We start from the raw sequence: 21,158 nt of genomic DNA, 5'->3' as shown, positions 1-21,158 counted from the left end.
ACGTGAAGTAAGAAATCCAGACGGAGCGAAAACATGACCAATCACACGCCTCGCGTCTTCTCGGGCGTTAAGCCTTCGGGCGGGCTACAATTGGGCAACTACCTTGGGGCCATCAAGCGTTTTGTGGACATGCAAGGGCAGGATTACGAGGCAATCTTTTGCGTCGTCGACCTGCATGCCATCACCGTCTGGCAAGACCCGAAAGAGCTGATGGATGCCACCCGCGAAGTCACGGCGGGCTATCTGGCCGCTGGGATCGACCCGTCGAAGTCCGTTCTGTTCAACCAAAGTCAGGTGCCTGCCCATGCCGAACTGGCGTGGCTGTTCAACTGTGTCGCACGCGTGGGCTGGATGAACCGCATGACGCAGTTCAAGGACAAGGCGGGGAAGAACGCCGAGAAAGTCTCGCTGGGTCTTTATGCTTACCCGGCGCTGATGGCTGCCGACATTCTGCTCTATCACGCCACCCACGTGCCTGTGGGCGAGGATCAGAAACAGCACGTCGAACTGACGCGCGACATTGCTGCAAAATTCAACCACGATTTCGGCGCCGAAGGTTTCTTCCCGCTGCCTGAACCCATTATCGAAGGGCCAGCAACCCGGGTGATGAACCTGCGCGATGGATCCAAGAAAATGTCCAAATCGGGTGAAAGCGACATGGAGCGCATCAACATGACCGATGACGCCGACACGATCGCGAAGAAATTCAAAAAGGCGCGCACCGACCCAGAGCCCCTACCCGACACACTTGATGGCCTTAAAGGGCGTCCTGAGGCACGCAATCTTGTGGATATCTACGCTGGTTTGTCCGAAACCTCGCCCGAAGCGGTTATAGCTGAGTTCGCAGGTGCTGGTTGGGGCAAATTCAAACCTGCCTTGGCCGATCTGGCCGTGGAAAGGTTGGGACCGATATCGGAAGAAATGGCACGCTTGATGAACGACAAGGCCGAGATTGACCGGGTTTTGGCGCAGGGTGCCGAACGCGCCGAAGCAATCGCCCAACCGATCCTTGACCAGACATATGAGATCATGGGTTTTTTGCGGTCTCGTCGAGGGTAAGTCGACGCAGCTCAAAATTTGGTCGTATACAAAGGGCGCAGACAGCTTCGCGCCCTTTCTCGTTCAAGTTTTTGGTCAGTGACGCATTCCGGGCTAGGCTGAAGGTTCACAGCTGAAAGGAATGCGCGATGAAGCGGAAAGAATACACCGGTCAGGATATCAAAGTCAGTTTCGACCTTGGACGCTGCATCCATTCTCGTAACTGCTTCCTGCAGTTGCCAAAGGTGTTTGATCCCAACAACCGCCCATGGGTCCAACCCGATCAAGCTGCCGCAGAAGAGGTGGCCGCCGTGATCCGAGCCTGCCCCTCCGGTGCGCTGGCCTATCAACGAGAGGACGGACGGGACGAGCAGCCGCCACAGATCAACCGGCTGGCGATCCTTGAAAACGGACCATTGGTTCTTGCGGGAAACATCTCGATAGAAAACAGCGACACGCAAACGCGCGTGGCCTTATGCCGCTGCGGGCAGTCGAAAAACAAACCCTACTGTGACAACAGCCATGTGGACACGGGCTTTGCGACAACCGGCGAACCTGCACCAAAGACCCCACCGGAAAAAGATGGACAGGGGGGTGCGGTGAAAGTGGACCGGCAACCAGATGGCCCACTGAAAATCGACGGGAATGTCGAAATGTGCACTGGCACCGGCAAGCGTATTGCAAAGCTGGGTATGGCGTATCTGTGCCGTTGTGGGCATTCGAAGAACAAACCGTTTTGCGATGGCAGTCACAAGCAGGTCGGTTTCAAGGATGCTCCGGGCTGATCTTTAGGGCGGTGTTAAATCAGCACTTGATTTGTTATAACATTACACTACTTACCCAGTCATGATACAAATGCCCACACTAAGACAAGAGGCCCTGCCTGAAGACATGCGCCTTTTGCTTCGGGACTACCCACGCGACGCGTGGCCAGATCACCCGAATTTCGCCGCGTCCATTCAAAACTGGATGGGGGCACATGTTATGTTTGGACAACTGGCTGAATCGATCCGTTTGAACAGCGAGGGATATCTGGAAAAGCAAATCGATCCAGACGATCACGCCCGGCGATTATCGCACTACGGAAACCTATTGGTGCGGAATCTGCATGGGCATCATCATTGGGAAGATCGCAAGTTTTTCCCAGAGTTGTCTGCAATCGATGGTCGGTTCGATCACGGGCTGGACACGCTGGAAGCTGACCACGTTGCATTGGATGATCTGCTGGATCAGTTCACACGACAATCCAATCGTGTGGTAAAATTGACCCAGCTTGACAAAGCGCAAGCGCGAGAAGAGGCCCATTCGGTCCACGATCTGTCCGGGGTGCTGAAAGGGTTCCTGTCACGTCACCTGTCGGACGAAGAAGATCTGGTCGTGCCGATCCTGCTTCACCACAAACTGCGCGGGTAACACCGGTGTCTGCGTCAATGGGCGCAGACACCATGATCAGGAGGAGCGAGATGTTCAGCAAGGAAACAACGGCCTTTCTGCAAGACCTCAAGGCAGATAACACGCGCGCGTGGTTTACCCAGAACAAGGCCCGCTATACATCCCATGTGAAGGATGCAGCCAAGGCGTTCTGCGACGATCTAACCCCACGACTGGCCGTGCAGTACAACACAGATGTCACCGCCAAAATCTTTCGCATCCATCGCGACCTGAGGTTTTCGAAGGATAAAACCCCCTACAACACTCATGTGCATATCAGTTTAAGCGATGCTGCGACGGGGGCAGCCTGGATGTTTGGTCTGCAACCTGGCGAACTTGTCATTGGCTATGGCCTGTTTGCTTTTGACAAGCAGCGGCTCGCCCGATGGCGCGACGTGGTGGCTGGCCCGGCGGGCGACACTCTGTCCGATCTAATCCAAGAGGCTCAGAATGCCGGACTACGGTTGTCAGAACCCGACCTAAAACGCGTGCCGTCGCCGCACCCTGCCGATCACCAGAACGCTATTTTACTGCGTCAAAAAGGCATTGCAGTCTGGCAGGATGGGTTAGCGCTTGTCCAAGCCATGGGTGCCACCGCTGGGGCCGAGATCTCCCACGCGCTGCGTGTCTTCGATCCAATCCGCAATTGGATGGTTGAACACCTGCCTGCCTGACCGCCGTGCCTTTACCGTTCGATGCCCAACTTCTGGCACAGATCTGCCAGCGTTGCACGATCAGCATCCGACCAATCCGCCTTACGCGATTTGAACAAAGTGGCCTGACTTTTATGCACCGGTCCACCAGACAAAATCTTCAGGTGGTTCGCCCGCAGCGTTTCGCCAGTTGACGTGATGTCCGCGACCGCTTCGGCGGTTTCATTCTTCACCGTGCCTTCGGTTGCGCCCTGACTGTCGACCAGTTGGTAGTCGGCCACACCGTGATTCCGCAAATGGTCACGGATCAAACGGTGATACTTGGTGGCAATCCGCAGGCGAAAACCATGCTTGGCGCGGAACGCAGCGGCCACCGCATCAAGATCATCCAGTGTGTTCACATCGACCCAGCATTTGGGCACAGCTATGATCAGGTCGGCATGACCGAACCCCATCGGTGCAAGCTCGACCACCTTCTCGTCCCACGCGCCCAGCTTTTCGCGGACCAAATCAGACCCAGTGACGCCCAGATGGATGCGCCCGGCGGCTAGTTCGCGGGGAACCTCACCGGCAGACAAAAGCACCAACTCCACACCGTCGATCCCATCGACAGCAGCGGCATATTCCCGATCTGACCCGGTGCGCGACAATTCAATCCCCGCCGCTCCGAACCAATCGAAGGTCTTTTCCATCAACCGACCCTTCGAGGGCACACCCAGCTTCACGGTCATTGCCCTGCCTCGCCTGTCAGTTCCAGTGTCAACTCGGGGCGGATCACGCCACCAACTGCCGGAATGTCGCGCGCTTCACCGTTCTGATTTCCTAATACGCGAGTCAGCGCATCATACCGCCCGCCGGTCGCGACCGGGGGCAAGTCTGGCCGGGCCTCGGCATAGAAGCCGAAGACAAACCCGTCGTAATATTCCATCGAAGTGCGGCCATAGCTGCCTTCGAAATCCAGCGTGTCCACATCAACGCCGCGCCGGGTCAGTGCTTCCGCACGCATTTCCAGCCGATCAACCGCTTGCGCAATCGCGGGCATATCGACCGCGATGTCACGCAAATGTTCCAATACGTTGGCCGTGGTCTCGCGCAGCCCCAGCAGATCATCCAGCAACTCGACTTCTTGCGCCGATATAGGCGCAGCCGCGGCATCTTCGCGCAAAGCGTCGATCCGTTCGGCAATTTCGGCACGCGAACGTAAACCGATCTGCGATGTCTTTTTGCTCATCGGTTCTGCCATCGCCAACAATGCATCACGACCTTCGGGCAAAGGCGCGCGTCCGGCGAACCGATCCAACAACGCGCGAAAGCGACGGGGGCGCCATATATGGCGCAACAATGCGGCCTTTCGCCGATCCGTCGTGCCAAGCCCGCGCACAGCCGCCAACAGCAACCCCATATCCCCGGTGGCAGCGCGCAGATTCAGAGGTTCCAGAACCTCTTTTAACAAGGCGAAAACCTCGGCATCCGCTTCGATCGGGGCGGCGCGGTCGAACACCTCGTACCCCACTTGGAAATACTCAGACGCGCGGTGTTTGCTTTCTTCCTGTGCGCGAAACACTTCGCCCATATAGACATAGCGCGCAGGCTCCGCGCCCCCTGCCATGTGCATCTGCACTACAGGAACGGTGAAGTCCGGGCGCAACATCGCCTCTCCGAAATCCGGATCATATGTTACGAAGGCGCGCGCGCGAATGTCTTCGCCGTAAAGATCAAGAAGGGTTTCCGCAGGTTGCAGGAAATCCGCTTCAACGACGCGTGCACCGTGATCTTCGAAAAACTGAAGGTATCGCGCGGCCTCGATGCGGACGCGTGCCTTGTCAGCCATCATAGCCCTCAACGATCTCACGCACCTTGGCAACCATATCGGCGCGGTCGCATTCGAACTGGCTAGGGCGTTCTTTCCATTCTTCAAGCGTGGCGTTCTCGGCGATTTTCGCACCCAGCACCAAATCCTTGATTTGCACTTTTCCCGCTTCAAACTCGTCAGAGCCCGCGATTATCGCGACGGGGGACTCTCGCTTATCTGCATATTTCAACTGATTGCCGAAATTCTTCGGATTACCCAAATAGACCTCGGCCCGGATGCCCGCCTGCCGCAGTTCACCCACCATCGCCTGATAATCCGCAAGTCGCGCCTTATCCATCACGGTCACGACGACGGGGCCAACAGCCTTGCCACCAACGCGCCCCTTGGCGCGCAATGCCGCCAACAGGCGATCCACACCAATCGAAACACCCGTCGCTGGCACTGCCTGCCCCGTGAACCGTTTGACCAGATCGTCGTAGCGACCGCCACCTGCAACCGACCCAAACTGACGCGGTCGCCCTTTTTCATCCAAAATTTCGAAGGTCAATTCCGCTTCGAATACTGGACCGGTGTAATAGCCAAGGCCGCGTACGACGGAGGGGTCGATCTCGATACGATCCGGGCCATAGCCTTGTGCGGTCAACAATGTCGAGATCTCTTCCAACTCACCCACGCCTTCGGCGCCAATGGCACTGTTACCAACCGCTGCACGAAGGTTCGCAAGTGTCTGATTGGCGGTGTCCCCTTTTGAAGTCAGGAAAGCCAGCACCGGTCCAGCCTGTTCATCAGATAGGCCTACGCCATCAATATACGCACCCGACGCATCCAGCCGTCCCTTGCCCAGAAGCTCGCGCACACCGGCCTCGCCAACCTTATCGAACTTGTCGATTGTACGCAGAACGGCATCACGAACCGGTCCTTCATCGACGCCCATCACCTCTAGTACACCGTTTAGAACCTTACGGTTGTTCACCCGAACCATATAGTCGCCACGCGGAATACCAACTGTTTCCAGTGTGTCGGCCAGCAGTGCACAAATCTCGGCATCCGCCGCCATGGATGCCGTGCCAACCGTATCCGCGTCACATTGATAAAACTGACGAAATCGTCCCGGCCCCGGCTTCTCGTTCCGCCAGACCGGCCCCATAGCATAACGACGATAGGGTGTCGGCAGATCGTTACGATGCTGCGCAAAGACACGTGCCAAAGGCGCGGTCAGATCATAACGCAGCGCCAACCAGTCGCCATCTCCCTTCTCATCAAACTCCTGCCACGCGAACACACCCTCGTTCGGGCGATCCACATCCGGCAGGAACTTTCCAAGTGCTTCAACCGTTTCCACCGCCGCACTTTCCAGCGCATCAAACCCATAGCGATGATATACCGCTGCGATCTGGTCGAGCATGTGTTTCCGCTCGTCCACCTCTGCGCCGAAATAGTCGCGAAACCCCTTGGGTGTCGCTGCCTTGGGGCGGGGCTGTTTTTTCTGCTTGGCCATGGCTGGTCCCGGTTCAGATAAGTGTCGCGGGCGGTCTAGCGGATGGGGGCGTCAGGGGCAAGGAAAGCCTGTATTCGCACACACCCAAAAAACCGCTGGGTCTCGTGACAAAGTCACGCTATCACGCCCCCATGACACAAGATCGCCTGACCCAACTGGAAGAAACCATCGCCCACCTGTCCCGGCAGGTTGAGGAGTTGAACGAAGTTGTCGCGCGGCAAGACACCGAACTGTCAAAGATGACCCATCGCGTGCGGACGCTGATGGAACGCGAAGCCGAGCGGGAACAAGCCAATTCCGGTGGCGTCGTGCTGGGCGACGAACGCCCACCCCACTACTGACATCTCGGTTTCTTCTGGCCAAAAATATCTTCGGGTGAATGCGCGCATGCGCAGAGGGGCAAGGCCCTTATACCTCTTCCACGTCCAACACGCCGGGCAGTGATTTCAGCGCTCCTTTAATCTGTGGGTTCAGAGGGAAGGACTGGCCCAGCGTCATCTCGACCTCACCGGGCAGAGTGGGATCCATCAAGCAGACTGAAACTTCCCCGGGCCGCACATTTCGGGCTTTTTCCATCGCGTCCTGCAAAAGCGTTGCGACTTGGGTCAGCGCTTCGGCCTGATCAAGATACAGCTTCAGCGCCATCCCCCCCGCATCAGCAATCACCGCATCCAGCGGCGCAACCGAGCGGCCGCGCGGATCGAACTGGCCCTCCTCGAACCGGCCTTCAAGCTGCATGACCACCTGCATGGTTTCGTCAAAAACCTTGCGGCAGGATTCGAAATCATCTGCAAACAGCAAGATACCGGACACTTGCTCGGTCGGGTCGTCGATATTCAGCCGGAAGAACTGGTTGCCGCGCGCCGATTTGCGGGCCTGAAGGCCACTGACATTCACCGCCACCTTGCCGACGGCAGCCCCGGACCGTTCCGCCTTGTCGCGCAATTCGCGTAGGGTCATGATGCCCTTGCGTTTCAATGCGGGCAGATAATCGTCTAACGGGTGGCCGGACAGATAGAATCCAATAGCCTTGTGTTCTTCTGCCAGCCGCTCATTGGGCAACCAATCGCCAACCGGTGACAGGCGTGGTTCGGGCAGGTCATCGCCCGCTTCGCCGAACAATGAGACCTGATTTGACGCTCGCTGTTCATGGATTGCCGCTGAATAGCTGACAAGCGCGTCAAGGCTGTCGAACACCCGTCGGCGATTTGGATCGAGCTGGTCGAATGCTCCTGCCCGCGCCAGCATTTCCATCGGGCGTTTCCCAACACGTTTCAGGTCAACACGACGCGCAAAGTCAAAGAGTGTCGCGAACGGTTTGTCGATACTGTCTACGCGACGGCCTTCGACCACCAACTTCATCGCCTCGATGCCGACATTCTTCAGCGCCCCAAGCCCATAAACCAAGCGGCCTTGATCCACGCTGAAAGTTTCAAGCGAGCGATTGACGCAGGGCGGTACAATCTCGATCTCCATGCCGCGGCGTACTTCATGGGCATAGACCGACAATTTATCAGTCAGGTGGATATCGCAATTCATCACGCCTGCCATGAACTCGACCGGGTGGTTCGCCTTCAGCCATGCGGTTTGATAGCTGACCACGGCATAGGCAGCGGCGTGGGATTTGTTGAAGCCGTAATTGGCGAATTTTTCCAGAAGGTCAAAAACCTCGGACGCCTTCTTGGCGGGCACACCGTTTTCGGCCGCGCCTTTCTCGAACTTTGGACGTTCAGCATCCATAGCCTCTTTGATCTTCTTACCCATGGCGCGGCGCAGAAGGTCAGCACCCCCGAGGGAATACCCCGCCATGACCTGCGCGATCTGCATCACCTGCTCCTGATAAACGATAATGCCCTGCGTTTCCTCAAGGATATGGTCAATCAGGGGGTGGACGCTTTCGATCTCGCGCAGCCCGTTCTTTACCTCGCAATATGTTGGAATGTTTTCCATCGGGCCGGGACGATACAGGGCCACAAGTGCCACGATATCCTCGATACAGGTCGGCTTCATGCGCCGAAGCGCATCCATCATGCCGCTACTTTCCACCTGAAACACGGCGACGGTCTTGGCCGCGGCGTAAAGCTTATAGGTCGCTTCATCGTCCAGCGGGATGGTGTTAATCTCGTTCTCGGTTCCTGTAGGAGGGTCATAAAGCGTTTGGCCATCTGCGCTGACGTGAATGTCACGCCCCTGCCCCCTGATAAGGTCCACGGCGTTCTGGATCACGGTCAACGTTTTCAAACCCAGAAAGTCGAACTTCACTAGCCCCGCCTGTTCCACCCATTTCATGTTAAACTGGGTGGCAGGCATGTCGGATTTTGGATCCTGATACAGCGGCACCAGCGCGTCCAAGGGCCGATCACCGATCACCACCCCGGCAGCATGGGTCGAGGCATTGCGCAACAATCCCTCGACCTGCTGGCCATAAGTCAGCAGCCGGTCAACAACTTCTTCGGCGCGGGCTTCTTCGCGCAGGCGCGGCTCATCGGCCAGCGCCTTTTCGATCGACACTGGCTTGACCCCTTCAACCGGGATTAGCTTGGAAAGGCGATCTACCTGCCCGTAAGGCATCTGCAACACACGCCCCACATCGCGCACCGCCGCCTTGGACAAAAGCGCGCCGAAGGTGATGATCTGGCCCACCTTGTCGCGGCCATATTTCTCTTGCACATAGCGGATGACCTCTTCCCGGCGATCCATGCAGAAGTCGATATCGAAGTCAGGCATCGACACACGTTCGGGGTTGAGGAACCGCTCGAACAGAAGCGAATAGCGCAGGGGGTCAAGGTCGGTGATGGTCAGCGCATAGGCCACCAGCGAACCAGCACCAGAACCACGACCCGGTCCGACGGGGATCTCGTGATCCTTGGCCCATTTGATGAAATCGGCGACGATTAGAAAGTAGCCGGGGAAGCCCATGCCTTCGATGATATCCAGCTCGAAGTCGAGGCGTTTCTGATAGTCGTCGATGCTAACTGCATGAGGTATTACGGCAAGACGAGCCTGCAATCCTTCGTTCGCCTGACGGCGCAGTTCCTGCACCTCGTCATCGGCAAACTTGGGTAGAATAGGATCACGACGATAAGCCATGAAGGCGCAGCGGCGGGCGATCTCCACTGTGCTTTCAATCGCCTCGGGCAGATCAGCGAACAGCGTGATCATCTCTTCGGGGCTTTTGAAATAATGTTGGGGCGTTAGACGACGACGCCCTTCTTGCTGGTCAACATAAGCGCCTTCTTTGATGCAAATCAGAGCGTCATGGGCCTCGTAAAGTTTCTGCTTGGGGAAATAGGCGTCGTTGGTCGCAACTAGAGGGATGCCCAACGCATATGCCATTTCTACGAAGCCTTGTTCGGTCGCGCGTTCTGCTTGTGTTGTCTGTCCGCCCTCGTCTGGATGGCGTTGCAGTTCGACATAAAGCCGGTCGCCATAGCATGTGTGGAATCGGTGCATCAGCGCCTTGGCTTTCGTGCTCTGCCCCGCCTGCAACAACTGGCCCACCGGGCCTTCCGATCCGCCTGTCAGGCAGATCAAACCTTCGGAGTAGGTCTCAAGCTCATCCAATTGGACTTGCGGCAGCTCTCCGCCTTTGTCGATATAAAGGCAGGAATTGAGCTTCATCAGATTTTCATACCCCCGCTCGTTCTGCGCCAATAAAACGAGTGGTGCGGCAGGGCGCTTTTTTTCACCGGGGGCAGGTGTGTCGAACGACACATCGACCTGACATCCCATAATAGGTTGGACCCCTTGCCCGGCGGCCGTCACCGAAAACTCAAGCGCCGAGAACATATTGTTGGTATCTGTGACTGCAACGGCAGGCATTCCCGCTGCAGCACACAAGCCTGGCAGCTTCTTAACCGGAATAGCCCCCTCTAAAAGGGAATATTCGGTGTGAACGCGCAGGTGAATGAATCGGGGGTGTTTGGTCATAGCGTCAAACTAGACGAGCACCCGCCACGGGGGAAGCGCAGAAACGACTAGGTTGCAGGTCGAAGAAACTCAATCCGGTTTCCGAACGGATCGGCGGTATAAAAGCGCTTGAAACCGCTGAGTTTTTCATCCCAATGCACGTGAAACTTCGCTGATTTCAGCGTTTGCGCCAGGACGTCCAGATCATGACACAAAAAAGCAGGATGCGCTTTCTTTGCTGGCACAAACGGCTCTTCGGCACCAAGATGAACGCGCACCTCACCTAGCCGAAACCATACGCCGCCACGTTTCGCCAAGACATCGGGCTTTGGTTCAATGTCCAAGCCCAGAAGGTTCGAATAAAAACGGATGGCCAGATGTTCTTGCCCCACTGGCATGGCCAGTTGGACGTGATGTAGCTGCGTAATCATCTTCAACTTCCTCTATTGTATGCCACTGTATGCAGATTGCACAACGCTCGCAACCACCCAAGTTCCTACCTTCAATCAAAGCCGCGCCAGATATGAAAAGAAGGAATTTCTTGCCAGAACGCCGAATCTCGGCTTTGCTTAACCAACACAATAAAACCCCGCCTGTTTTCTACGCCGCATCGAAGACAGGCAAATTGGGGCCACAACAGGGTAACGCGGCAGGACGCATCTCATGGATATCGCCTTTCTTCTGAACGGAGAGAGTGTGACCTTGCATGACGTGGACCCCACGCGGACCACGCTGGATTGGCTGCGCGACACTCAAGGACTGACTGGCACCAAAGAAGGCTGCAACGAAGGCGATTGCGGCGCCTGCACGATCATGATCGCTGACGCGCATGGCGCGAAAGCCGTCAACGCCTGCATTCTGTTTCTGGGGCAGTTGAACGGCAAATCCCTGACAACTGTCGAAGGATTGGCACAGGGCGACCAGCTTCATCCGGTGCAGGATGCGATGATTAATCGGCACGGGTCGCAATGCGGCTTCTGCACGCCCGGCATCACCATGTCACTGGCAGCCGCGCATCTGAACGGCGATCAAAACCACGACGATGTGCTGGCAGGCAACCTGTGTCGCTGCACAGGCTACGCCCCGATCATTCGCGCCGCCGAGGACGCTGCACATAAAGCCGTTCCAGAGGGGTTCGACGCTCGTTCTGGCTCATTGCCGGATACTGTTGACGACAAGGACCCGGCCCGGCCCGAAACATCTGATGAGCTTGCACATGCCCTGATGACCTCGCCCCACGCGACCTTGATCGCGGGCGCGACGGATGTCGGGCTTTGGGCCACCAAGGCGTTGCGTGACCTGAACCCGGTTATCTTTCTAAGCAACGTCAAAGATCTGAAAGACATCCATATTGGTGATGACAAGATCCGCATCGGTGCGGGCGTGACGCTGGAAGACCTGCGCGGAGCTATTGCACCCCACCATCCCCATATTGCCGAAATGCTGCGCCGCTTTGCTTCGATCCAGGTTCGCAACGTCGCAACGATTGGCGGCAACATCGCAAACGGCTCCCCCATCGGGGACACGCCGCCCGCGCTGATTGCCCTTGATGCCACCTTGCACCTGCGGCGCGGGTCTGAAACCCGGGCAATCCCGCTGGAAAGTTTCTTTATCGACTACGGCAAACAGGATCGACGCCCCGGCGAGTTTGTCGAAGCTGTTTCGTTTGAGCGCCAGCCAGATCGGCTGCGGGTCTATAAACTGTCTAAACGGTTTGATCAGGATATCTCGGCCGTTTTGGGGGCGTTCAATATCACGGTAAATGACGGCACAGTCGTAGATGCCCGCATCGCCTTTGGAGGCATGGCTGGCACGCCCAAGCGCGCATCGCATGTCGAAGCAGCCCTTAAGGGCAAAGTGTGGTCAGAGGCGACCATTCGCTCCGCACTTCCGCTGTTCGAGAAAGACTTCACCCCGATGTCCGATATGCGTGCCTCGGCCGGCTATCGAATGGAAACGGCGCAGAACCTGCTGATCCGCTATTGGTATGAAGATCAAGGGCTGACGACGTCCGTGATTGAGGTGCAACTATGAGCGTCGGTCGCCCCCTTCCCCACGATTCAGGCCGCCTTCATGTGACGGGCGAGGCGCGGTATGTCGATGACATCCCGACCCCTGCCAATTGCCTGCATTTGGCATTTGGCCTCAGCGATACGGCACGCGGCGTGATCACCCACGCTGATTTGTCAAAGGTGCGTCAATCGCCCGGCGTGGTAGACGTGCTCACGGCAATTGACCTGCCTCATGCCAATGATGTGTCTCCCTCGGTCCATGACGAACCCCTGCTGGCGCAGGGCGAGGTCTACTATCACGGCCAGCCGATTTTCCTTGTGGTCGCGACCACCCATCTTGCAGCCCGCAAAGCTGCCCGGAAGGCAGAGATCACCATCGACCCACGCCCCGCGATCCTGACCATAGACGAAGCGATGGAAGCTGACAGCCGTTTCGAAGGCGGCCCGGTGATCTGGTCGCGCGGCGAAGCAGCAGACGCCATCCAATCCGCCCCGCACACCGTGACCGGATCGTTCGAGATGGGCGGACAGGAACACTTCTACCTGGAAGGCCAGGCCGCGTTGGCGATCCCGCAGGAAGCGGGCGACATGTTGGTCCACAGTTCGACCCAGCACCCAACAGAAATTCAGCACAAGGTGGCCGAGGCGCTTGGCGTTCCGATGCACGGTATCCGGGTCGAGACGCGCCGGATGGGCGGCGGCTTTGGCGGCAAGGAAAGTCAGGGCAACGCGCTGGCCGTGGCTTGTGCCGTTGCTGCCCGGCGTTCAGGGCGCCCCTGCAACATGCGCTATGACCGCGACGATGACATGGTGATCACTGGCAAACGCCACGATTTCCGTATCACCTATCGCGCGGGCGTCGACGATGAGGGGCGCATTCTGGGGCTTGAGGTCACTCAGCTGGCACGATGCGGCTGGTCGCAAGACTTGTCGCTGCCGGTGGCAGATCGGGCGATGCTGCATGTGGACAACGCCTATCACCTGCCTGCCGTGCGGATAGAAAGCCATCGGCTGAAGACCAACACGGCGTCGGCCACGGCTTTCCGCGGGTTCGGCGGCCCGCAAGGTGTATTGGGTATCGAACGCATTCTGGATCATGTCGCCGCCGTGCAAGGTCTGGATCCAGTTCAGGTGCGGCGCGTCAATTTCTATCGCGACGGGCAGACGACACATTACGGTCAGACCATCGAGGGCTTCCACGTCCCGGCCATGACCGACGCGTTGCTGGATCGGGCAGAGTATGCTGCACGACGGGCAAGGGTCGATGCGTTCAATGCGGAAAATCCGATCCTAAAAAGGGGCCTCGCCTATTCTCCGGTCAAGTTCGGGATCAGCTTCACGCTCACCCATCTAAATCAGGCAGGTGCACTGGTGCATGTCTATGCAGACGGGTCGATCCGCATGAACCATGGCGGCACTGAAATGGGGCAAGGGTTATTCCAGAAGGTCGCACAGGTCGCCGCACGGTGTTTCGGCGTTCCGACCGAGGTTGTGAAGATCACCGCGACCGACACGGCGAAGGTGCCAAACACCTCGGCCACGGCGGCATCATCTGGGTCCGATCTGAATGGGATGGCTGTGCAGGCGGCGTGCCTGACCATACGTAAGCGTATGTCTGAACATGTTGCGAAACTTTGGAGCTGCAAGGCAGGGGATGTCACCTTTGAGGGAGGCAAGCTGCTTGGTCCAGACGGGCAAACCCTTAGCTTTGCCAAGGCTGCGGCGGCCGCCTATGAAGCCCGCGTCAGTTTGTCAGCCACAGGGTTCTATAAAACACCTGACATCACTTGGGATCGGATGAAAGGGCAAGGCCGCCCCTTCCTGTATTTTGCCCATGGCGTAGCATTGACCGAGGTCGTCATCGACACGCTGACCGGAGAAAACCGCATCTTGCGCACCGATATTCTGCATGATGCGGGCAGCAGCTTGAACCCAGCTTTGGATATCGGGCAGATCGAGGGCGGATATGTGCAAGGTGCTGGTTGGCTGACCACCGAAGAATTGGTCTGGGACGACAAAGGCCGGCTTCGCACTCACGCCCCTTCAACCTATAAAATCCCCGCCTGTTCTGATCGGCCGCGCATCTTTAATGTCGACCTGTGGGATCGGCCCAATCACGAGAACACGGTGTTCCGCTCGAAAGCGGTTGGAGAACCACCATTGATGCTGGGCATTTCCGCTTGGCTTGCGCTGTCGGATGCGGTGTCGGCCTGCGGCGATGGCTATCCCGGCCTGAACGCCCCGGCCACGGCCGAGGAAATACTGAACGCAATAGAACGGGCACGTAGCGGATGAGCTTTGATCTGACCCAGCTTGCCCAAACGATTGCCCGGTGCGGCCCCGTCGCCCGCATCGTGGTGGCAGAAACTGCCGGTTCGACCCCGCGCGAAGTAGGGGCATCCATGCTTGTCTGGACGGACGGGCAAAGCGGCACAATCGGCGGAGGGGAGTTAGAATATCGCGCCACCATTGCCGCGCGATCTTTGCTGGCCAATGGCACAAGCGCAGCCCTGAAACGAGTGCCGCTGGGGCCGGAGCTTGGCCAATGCTGCGGTGGGGCGGTCACGCTGCTTACCGAGCGATATTCGTCGGATGATCTTACACTATTGGCGCAGGACAGTGTTATCGCGCGGCCGGTGGCTGCGATGGACACGACCCCGTTGGCCGTTAGACGTGTGCTGGATCAGGCGCGGGCCCAAGGGCTACGTCCCGCCCCTCAGTTGCTGAACGGGTGGATGATTGAACCGTTGTTGCGCTCAACCACCCCGGTCTGGATTTTCGGGGCTGGTCATGTTGGGCGCGCGCTTGTTGATGTGCTATCGCCGCTACCCGACTTGGCAATCACATGGGTTGATACGTCAACCGATCGGTTTCCGGCAACCGTTCCCACCTGCGTCACAGCACAACCAGCACCCAATCCTGCCGCCGCAGCTGGGTTGGCCCCTCAAGACGCGCATCATCTGGTGTTGACCTATAGCCACAGCCTTGATCTGGAACTGTGCCACGCGATCCTGTCGCGCGGATTTGCAACCGCCGGTTTGATCGGGTCCGCCACCAAATGGGTTCGTTTTCAACGACGCCTGACCGCCCTTGGTCATAGCGCCGACAAGATTCACAGAATTCAGTGCCCGATTGGTGATCCGGGCCTTGGAAAGACCCCGCAAGCCATTGCGATCGGGGTTGCCTCTACGCTACTTAATGGCGTGGCAAACAACGAAAAAAACAATAGGGGAATGCCAGGTGACAGGGGATACGCGCCACCAAAACGCGCTATTGACACTTGACGAAATGACGAAAGCCTATCCGGGTGTCGTGGCAAATGATCAGGTTTCGTTTTCGATCCTGCCGGGCGAAGTTCACGCCCTGCTGGGTGAAAACGGGGCGGGCAAATCGACGCTGGTGAAGATGATCTATGGCCTTGTCAAACCGGATGCGGGGCAGATGACACTTCGCGGCGAAAACTTTACACCGGTTAATCCGGCTGCAGCGCGCAGTTCTGGCGTCACGATGGTGTTTCAGCATTTCAGCCTGTTCAACGCTTTATCAGTCGCCGAGAACATTTCGCTTGGCATGGACAATCCTCCCGACCGGAGGGCGCTTTCAGCACGTATCCGCGAGGTTAGCCAAGCCTATGGCCTACCGCTTGATCCGGGGCGCATCGTGGGTGAGTTGTCTGCTGGCGAACGTCAGCGCGTCGAGATCATTCGCTGCCTTTTGCAAGACCCAAAGCTGTTAATCATGGACGAACCAACCTCGGTTCTGACGCCGCAAGAAGTCGATATTCTTTTCGAAACTCTGCGCAAGCTGACCGCCGAGGGCACCGCGATCCTGTACATCTCGCACAAGCTGGAAGAGATTCGTACACTCTGCGAACATGCCACGGTTCTGCGGTTGGGCAAGGTTGTCGATACCTGCGATCCGCGCGAGAAATCCGCCCGCCAGCTGGCCGAAATGATGGTCGGCGACACGCTTCATGTGCCTTTCCGCGATGCGGCGGAACCCGGTGCAGTGGCATTGTCGATGTCAGATGTCTCAATGTCATCTCCGACCGAGTTTGGCACCAATCTGCGCAATATCTCGCTCGAGGTACGCAAGGGCGAAGTGCTGGGAATCGGTGGTGTGGCGGGCAACGGGCAAGACGAGTTGCTGGCCGTTCTGTCAGGCGAAGCGCGCGCGCAGAGCGGTAGAATCAAACTGGCCGATGAAGATATCGGAACGATGCACCCGAACGCCCGACGCGCGCGTGGGCTCTTGACCGCACCCGAGGAGCGTCTTGGCCATTCGGCAGCACCTGACATGAGCCTGACCGAAAATGCCCTTCTAACGGGCGCGGTGCGTGAAAACCTGATCCAGCGTGGCTTCCTGCTTTGGGGTAAGGCGGAAAGGTTTGCATGCAAGATCATCAAGGATTTTGATGTGCGCACCCCGGGACCCGACAACACCGCAGGGTCGTTATCGGGCGGGAACTTGCAGAAATTCGTCATTGGGCGCGAGGTGTTGCAACGGCCTGATGTGTTGGTGGTGAACCAGCCGACCTGGGGGGTCGATGCCTCGGCCGCGGCTGCGATCCGGCAATCCCTTCTGGACCTTGCCCAACATGGCGCGGCGGTAATTGTGATCAGCCAGGATCTTGATGAATTGATGGAAATCTCGGATCGCTTCACGGCGTTGAACGAAGGCCGTTTGGCTGATCCTGTCGCCACACAGGGTTTGGATGTTGAAACCATTGGCCTGATGATGGGTGGCGGCGAGCGGGAGTCAGCAGCATGATACACCTGGAAAAACGTCCCCAACCATCGCAATTCTGGGCGGGCTTCACACCCGTATTGGCGGTCATCGCCACGATGGTCGCCGGCGGCATCATGTTCTGGATGCTTGGCAAACCTCCGTTGGAGGCGATCCGCACGATCTTCTGGGATCCGTTGTTTCATAAAACCTTCGGCCCGTATTCACGCCCACAGCTTCTTGTGAAGGCTGCCCCGCTGATCCTGATCGCAATCGGGCTGAGTCTGGGCTTTCGCGCGGGGATCTGGAACATCGGGGCCGAGGGCCAATACATCATGGGCGCGATTTGCGGCGCGGGTGTCGGGCTGGCCTTCTATCCGTCCGAAAGCGTTCTGATCTTCCCGGCCATGGTGTTGGCGGGCGCGTTAGGTGGTTGGGTCTGGGCAATGATACCGGGTCTTTTAAAGGTGAAATTCGGCACCAACGAAATCCTTGTCAGCCTTATGCTGGTCTATGTGGCCGAAAATCTGCTGGCCTCGGTCAGTCAGGGGCTTCTGAAAAACCCCGAGGGGATGGGCTTTCCCGGTTCGCGCAATTTCCGCGATTTTCCTGCCGCCTATAACACCGAACTGATCAGCGGCACCGGGATGCACTGGGGTGTGGCTGCAGCCTTTGTTGCGGTCATCTTCGCCTATGTGTTGCTGACCCGGCATATGCTGGGTTTTCAGGTACGCCTGACAGGCGAGGCGCCGCGCGCGGCTCGGTTCGCCGGGGTCAATCCGACCCGCCTGATCCTGTTCTGCCTTGGCACGTCAGGGGTGTTGGCCGGGCTTGCGGGACTGTTCGAAGTCTCTGGCCCGTCAGGGCAAGTCACCATCGACTTCAACTCTGGCTATGGATTCACCGCAATCATCGTGGCCTTTCTTGGGCGCTTGCACCCGATTGGCATTCTGCTGGCCGGGCTTTTGATGGCGCTGACCTACATTGGCGGGGAACTGGCGCAACTGATGCTGGGTCTGCCCGGCGCGGCCATTCAGATGTTCCAGGGCATGTTGATGTTCTTCCTTCTGGCGATGGACGTGCTGTCGCATTACCGCATCCGCTTCAACAAAACCGCGACAGCGTAAGGAGAACGACGATGGATCTAGGTCAAATCAACCCGCTTCTGCTGCTCGCTTCCTTAATGGTGGCTGCCACGCCGATCCTGTTGGCCGCGATAGGTGAGGCAGTGGTTGAAAAGTCGGGCGTTCTGAACCTTGGGGTCGAAGGCATGATGATCACCGGGGCTGTGGTGGGCTTTGCCATCGGCGTGAATACCGGCAGCCCCGCTGTGGGTTTTGTCGCTGCCGCCGTTGCCGGGGCCGCACTGTCGATGCTGTTTGGCGTGCTGGTACTGTATCTTATGTCCAATCAGGTTGCGACGGGTTTGGGCCTGACCCTGTTCGGGCTGGGGCTGTCATCGCTGATCGGCAAACCCTATGAGGGGATGAAAGCGCCCAGTATGGCCAAATGGGACATCCCGCTGCTGAGCGACATCCCGGTGCTTGGGCCCATCCTGTTTCGCCATGATCCCATGGTCTATGTCAGCCTGATCATCGTGGCGGCCACTTGGTATGTGCTGACGCGCACCCGCGCGGGTCTGATCCTGCGGGGGGTTGGCGAAAACCACGATGCAGCCCACGCGCTGGGTTACAAAGTGGTGCGTGTGCGTCTGCTGGCCATTGCCTTTGGCGGCGCGTGTGCAGGGTTGGGCGGGGCGTATGTCAGCCTTGTCCGGGTGCCACAATGGGTCGAAGGCATGACCGCCGGGGCCGGCTGGATCGCCCTTGCCATCGTCGTGTTCGCCAGTTGGCGGCCGTGGCGCGTACTTCTGGGGGCTTATCTGTTTGGTGGCATCACTGTCCTGCAACTGAACCTGCAAGCCGCAGGCGCCGCCATCCCCGTCGAGATATTGGCGATGAGCCCCTATGTCGTGACAATTCTTGTGCTTGTGGTTATCTCTTTGCGTGGCCAACACGGCGCGCCCGGATCACTTGGGCGCATCTTCCACGCGACACACTAGGACCGCCTGATGATCAAACCCGACATTCACGAGATCCTTGATGGGCACAAGCCCTTGGGTGGCGTGAATGTTGGCCGCATCATGGACGGGTTGATCGTTTTATCTGCCGTCGCGATCGCGCTTGAAACCATGCCGGAATTGCCAGCCAACTTGCGCCGGTTGCTGTTCACGTTCGAGATCGGCTTGTTGGCCGTCTTTTCAGTCGAATACATTGTGCGTCTTGTGTCTGCCCCGCGCCCATTGCGCTATGCTTTCAGCTTCTGGGGCATCATAGACCTGCTGAGCATCGCACCGGCCATCGCGTTTCTGACCCCGCAGTGGCAGGTCGTGCGGACCTTCCGGCTTTTGCGTCTTGTGCGCTTGCTGAAGCTCTTTCGCGGTTCTCACGCGATGGAGCGCCTCGTGGTCGCTTTTGGGCAAGTCCGAGAAGAGCTGGCGGTGTTCGGCGTAATTGCGGGCCTGATGCTCTATGTATCCGCCGTGGGCATCTATGTGTTCGAACATGACGCCCAACCCGAGGTATTCTCGTCGATCCCAAACAGCCTGTGGTGGGCCGTCGCAAGCTTCACGACGGTGGGCTATGGCGACATGTTCCCGATCACGCCGGGTGGCCGGATTTTCACCACCTTCGTGCTGTTCATCGGGCTCGGCGTGATCGCCGTGCCGTCGGCCATCGTGACCGCCGCGCTGCTTGAAAGCGAAACAAATATTCAACGTCGTATCCGTGAGAACGCCGAAAACGGAGACGAGGACGAACCCGAAACTGAAAACCCGAAATCTGCTCAATCCATCAAGGGAGAATGATATGCGTGCAGTAAAAACACTATTGGCCGGTGTGGCCTTGGCGGCTGGCCTGGCCGGTGCGGCCCAGGCCCAAGACAAGACAAAGGTCGGCTTTATTTTCGTCGGCCCCGTCGGCGACGGTGGTTGGACCTACGAACACAACCAAGGCCGTCTGGCCGTAGAAGAAGAGTTCGGCGATAGCGTCGAAACGATCTATCAAGAAAGCGTGCCGGAAGGTGCAGACGCCGAGCGTGCGATCACGCAAATGGCGCTGGCGGGTGCAGACCTGATCTTCACCACGTCGTTTGGTTATATGGACGCGACCGTGGCCGTGGCCGAGAAGTTCCCGGACATCAAGTTTGAACACGCCACCGGCTATAAGACAGCGCCGAACGTGTCGGCCTATTCCGCACGTTTCTATGAAGGTCGCGCCGTTCAGGGCCATATCGCTGGCAAGATGACCAAGTCGAACATCATCGGCTACATCGCGTCATTCCCGATCCCGGAAGTTATCCGTGGCATCAACTCGGCCTATATCCACGCCAAGAAGGTGAACCCGGACGTTCAGTTCAAGATCATCTGGGCCTACACTTGGTTTGATCCGGCCAAAGAAGCAGACGCCGCCAAGGCCCTGATCGAACAAGGCGCTGACGTGATCCTGCAACACACGGATTCGACCGCCCCACAAGCTGCCGCTCAGGAAGCCGGGAACATCATCACCTTCGGTCAGGCTTCGGATATGGCCGACTATGCACCAATGCCGCGTGTGTCGTCGATCATCGACAACTGGGCACCCTATTACATCGCGCGCACCAAAGCCGTCATGGATGGAACATGGGAAAGCGTTTCCACATGGGACGGCATCGGTTCTGGCATGGTTGGCATCGGCGAGATCACGGACGCCGTGCCTGCCGACGTGAAGGCCGAAGCCGAAGCGCTGCGTGACGCGCTGGGTTCGGGCGAATACCACGCCTTCACCGGCCCGCTGAACAAGCAAGACGGATCAGCCTGGCTTGCCGAAGGTGAGACCGCAGATGACGGGACGCTGGCTGGCATGAACTTCTATGTCGAAGGCATCGAGGGCGAAATCCCATCCAGCTGATCTACGGATCACTTGGAACCATCAGACCTCGCCGTTGGGCGAGGTCTTTTCTTTTGATCGTCCGATATATGTGCCCAAATGGTTTTGACATTCCAATCCTTTGCTTCCCGATGGCAGCGTGCAAGTGTTGCG

The 21,158-nt window shown here is 58.0% G+C and carries 18 protein-coding genes; 13 read left to right on the top strand and 5 right to left on the bottom strand.

The features are described from left to right. The first annotated feature begins 33 nt into the window (after positions 1 to 33). The 4 genes from trpS (at position 34) to MWU51_RS00970 (ending at position 3,143) form a co-directional block, all read left to right on the top strand. On the top strand, positions 34 to 1,059 hold the full coding sequence (gene trpS, locus MWU51_RS00985) for a tryptophan--tRNA ligase (protein ID WP_247033233.1): 1,026 nt from the start codon (positions 34 to 36) through the stop codon (positions 1,057 to 1,059). A gap of 128 nt (positions 1,060 to 1,187) precedes the next feature. Next, on the top strand, positions 1,188 to 1,823 hold the full coding sequence (locus MWU51_RS00980; RefSeq protein WP_247033232.1) for a CDGSH iron-sulfur domain-containing protein: 636 nt from the start codon (positions 1,188 to 1,190) through the stop codon (positions 1,821 to 1,823). Positions 1,824 to 1,893: 70 nt separating this feature from the next. Continuing rightward, positions 1,894 to 2,451, top strand: a complete 558-nt coding sequence (locus MWU51_RS00975; RefSeq protein ID WP_247033229.1) for a hemerythrin domain-containing protein — start codon at positions 1,894 to 1,896, stop codon at positions 2,449 to 2,451. Positions 2,452 to 2,501: 50 nt separating this feature from the next. Then, entirely contained in the window at positions 2,502 to 3,143 is a 642-nt protein-coding gene (locus MWU51_RS00970; protein ID WP_247033227.1) for a DUF2461 domain-containing protein, read from the top strand. Positions 3,144 to 3,154: 11 nt separating this feature from the next. Here the strand turns inward: MWU51_RS00970 and hisG are convergent, their stop codons facing one another. Genes hisG through hisS form a run of 3 tightly spaced genes read right to left on the bottom strand, consistent with a single transcriptional unit; the run spans position 3,155 to position 6,433 of the window. Next, entirely contained in the window at positions 3,155 to 3,853 is a 699-nt protein-coding gene (hisG, locus tag MWU51_RS00965; protein ID WP_247033225.1) for an ATP phosphoribosyltransferase, read from the bottom strand. Then, the gene (locus MWU51_RS00960; protein ID WP_247033224.1) at positions 3,850 to 4,953 is read right to left on the bottom strand and encodes an ATP phosphoribosyltransferase regulatory subunit; all 1,104 of its coding nucleotides are present in this window, start codon (positions 4,951 to 4,953) and stop codon (positions 3,850 to 3,852) included. Before MWU51_RS00960 ends, hisG begins: the two co-directional genes overlap by 4 nt. Continuing rightward, entirely contained in the window at positions 4,946 to 6,433 is a 1,488-nt protein-coding gene (gene hisS, locus MWU51_RS00955) for a histidine--tRNA ligase (protein ID WP_247033222.1), read from the bottom strand. Before hisS ends, MWU51_RS00960 begins: the two co-directional genes overlap by 8 nt. Positions 6,434 to 6,579: 146 nt before the next feature. Between hisS and MWU51_RS00950 the strand changes: the two genes are divergently transcribed. After that, positions 6,580 to 6,774 carry a SlyX family protein gene (locus MWU51_RS00950; protein ID WP_247038635.1) on the top strand — a complete coding sequence of 65 codons (195 nt, stop codon included), beginning with the start codon at positions 6,580 to 6,582 and terminating at the stop codon, positions 6,772 to 6,774. 67 nt (positions 6,775 to 6,841) lie between these two features. Here MWU51_RS00950 and dnaE read toward each other — a convergent pair whose 3' ends face one another. Then, positions 6,842 to 10,363: a DNA polymerase III subunit alpha gene (gene dnaE / locus MWU51_RS00945; RefSeq protein WP_247033220.1), complete on the bottom strand. Its 3,522-nt coding sequence runs from the start codon at positions 10,361 to 10,363 to the stop codon at positions 6,842 to 6,844. Between the two features lie 47 nt (positions 10,364 to 10,410). Then, positions 10,411 to 10,773: a VOC family protein gene (locus tag MWU51_RS00940; protein WP_247033219.1), complete on the bottom strand. Its 363-nt coding sequence runs from the start codon at positions 10,771 to 10,773 to the stop codon at positions 10,411 to 10,413. 232 nt (positions 10,774 to 11,005) lie between these two features. Between MWU51_RS00940 and xdhA the strand changes: the two genes are divergently transcribed. The 8 genes from xdhA to MWU51_RS00900 are packed head-to-tail and all read left to right on the top strand — an operon-like array spanning position 11,006 to position 21,026. Then, complete coding sequence (xdhA, locus tag MWU51_RS00935; protein ID WP_247033218.1) at positions 11,006 to 12,376, top strand: xanthine dehydrogenase small subunit; 1,371 nt, start codon at positions 11,006 to 11,008, stop codon at positions 12,374 to 12,376. Continuing rightward, positions 12,373 to 14,649 carry a xanthine dehydrogenase molybdopterin binding subunit gene (gene xdhB, locus MWU51_RS00930; RefSeq protein ID WP_247033216.1) on the top strand — a complete coding sequence of 759 codons (2,277 nt, stop codon included), beginning with the start codon at positions 12,373 to 12,375 and terminating at the stop codon, positions 14,647 to 14,649. The genes xdhA and xdhB overlap by 4 nt, the downstream gene beginning before the upstream one ends. Continuing rightward, positions 14,646 to 15,638 carry a xanthine dehydrogenase accessory protein XdhC gene (xdhC, locus tag MWU51_RS00925; RefSeq protein WP_247033212.1) on the top strand — a complete coding sequence of 331 codons (993 nt, stop codon included), beginning with the start codon at positions 14,646 to 14,648 and terminating at the stop codon, positions 15,636 to 15,638. Before xdhB ends, xdhC begins: the two co-directional genes overlap by 4 nt. Before the next feature lie 4 nt (positions 15,639 to 15,642). Beyond that, positions 15,643 to 17,124, top strand: a complete 1,482-nt coding sequence (locus MWU51_RS00920) for an ABC transporter ATP-binding protein (protein ID WP_247038633.1) — start codon at positions 15,643 to 15,645, stop codon at positions 17,122 to 17,124. Next, positions 17,121 to 18,206 (top strand): ABC transporter permease, encoded by a 1,086-nt coding sequence (locus MWU51_RS00915; RefSeq protein WP_247033210.1) that lies wholly within the window; start codon positions 17,121 to 17,123, stop codon positions 18,204 to 18,206. The genes MWU51_RS00920 and MWU51_RS00915 overlap by 4 nt, the downstream gene beginning before the upstream one ends. Before the next feature lie 11 nt (positions 18,207 to 18,217). After that, positions 18,218 to 19,141, top strand: a complete 924-nt coding sequence (locus MWU51_RS00910; protein WP_247033208.1) for an ABC transporter permease — start codon at positions 18,218 to 18,220, stop codon at positions 19,139 to 19,141. Positions 19,142 to 19,150: 9 nt separating this feature from the next. Then, a complete protein-coding gene (locus tag MWU51_RS00905; RefSeq protein WP_247033206.1) occupies positions 19,151 to 19,945 on the top strand; it encodes an ion transporter in 795 nt (264 codons plus the stop codon). Position 19,946: 1 nt separating this feature from the next. Next, positions 19,947 to 21,026 carry a BMP family ABC transporter substrate-binding protein gene (locus tag MWU51_RS00900; RefSeq protein ID WP_247033204.1) on the top strand — a complete coding sequence of 360 codons (1,080 nt, stop codon included), beginning with the start codon at positions 19,947 to 19,949 and terminating at the stop codon, positions 21,024 to 21,026. Positions 21,027 to 21,158 lie beyond the last annotated feature (132 nt).

The sequence above is a fragment of the Aliiroseovarius sp. F47248L genome, assembly GCF_023016085.1.
GTDB lineage: Bacteria > Pseudomonadota > Alphaproteobacteria > Rhodobacterales > Rhodobacteraceae > Aliiroseovarius.
The sequence above is the reverse complement of the archived record's forward strand: the minus strand, read 5'-3'. Positions and strand labels throughout refer to the sequence as shown.

Excerpts from the sequence above, each read along its gene's own strand:
- hisS (WP_247033222.1), bottom strand. The coding sequence starts at position 6,433 with ATGGCCAAGCAGAAAAAACAGCCCCGCCCCAAGGCAGCGACACCCAAG.
- dnaE (WP_247033220.1), bottom strand. The coding sequence starts at position 10,363 with ATGACCAAACACCCCCGATTCATTCACCTGCGCGTTCACACCGAATAT.
- xdhA (WP_247033218.1), top strand. The coding sequence starts at position 11,006 with ATGGATATCGCCTTTCTTCTGAACGGAGAGAGTGTGACCTTGCATGAC.
- MWU51_RS00920 (WP_247038633.1), top strand. The coding sequence starts at position 15,643 with ATGACGAAAGCCTATCCGGGTGTCGTGGCAAATGATCAGGTTTCGTTT.
- MWU51_RS00910 (WP_247033208.1), top strand. The coding sequence starts at position 18,218 with ATGGATCTAGGTCAAATCAACCCGCTTCTGCTGCTCGCTTCCTTAATG.
- MWU51_RS00970 (WP_247033227.1), top strand. The coding sequence starts at position 2,502 with ATGTTCAGCAAGGAAACAACGGCCTTTCTGCAAGACCTCAAGGCAGAT.
- xdhB (WP_247033216.1), top strand. The coding sequence starts at position 12,373 with ATGAGCGTCGGTCGCCCCCTTCCCCACGATTCAGGCCGCCTTCATGTG.
- xdhC (WP_247033212.1), top strand. The coding sequence starts at position 14,646 with ATGAGCTTTGATCTGACCCAGCTTGCCCAAACGATTGCCCGGTGCGGC.
- MWU51_RS00915 (WP_247033210.1), top strand. The coding sequence starts at position 17,121 with ATGATACACCTGGAAAAACGTCCCCAACCATCGCAATTCTGGGCGGGC.
- hisG (WP_247033225.1), bottom strand. The coding sequence starts at position 3,853 with ATGACCGTGAAGCTGGGTGTGCCCTCGAAGGGTCGGTTGATGGAAAAG.
- MWU51_RS00975 (WP_247033229.1), top strand. The coding sequence starts at position 1,894 with ATGCCCACACTAAGACAAGAGGCCCTGCCTGAAGACATGCGCCTTTTG.
- MWU51_RS00905 (WP_247033206.1), top strand. The coding sequence starts at position 19,151 with ATGATCAAACCCGACATTCACGAGATCCTTGATGGGCACAAGCCCTTG.
- MWU51_RS00980 (WP_247033232.1), top strand. The coding sequence starts at position 1,188 with ATGAAGCGGAAAGAATACACCGGTCAGGATATCAAAGTCAGTTTCGAC.
- MWU51_RS00900 (WP_247033204.1), top strand. The coding sequence starts at position 19,947 with ATGCGTGCAGTAAAAACACTATTGGCCGGTGTGGCCTTGGCGGCTGGC.
- MWU51_RS00940 (WP_247033219.1), bottom strand. The coding sequence starts at position 10,773 with ATGATTACGCAGCTACATCACGTCCAACTGGCCATGCCAGTGGGGCAA.
- trpS (WP_247033233.1), top strand. The coding sequence starts at position 34 with ATGACCAATCACACGCCTCGCGTCTTCTCGGGCGTTAAGCCTTCGGGC.
- MWU51_RS00960 (WP_247033224.1), bottom strand. The coding sequence starts at position 4,953 with ATGGCTGACAAGGCACGCGTCCGCATCGAGGCCGCGCGATACCTTCAG.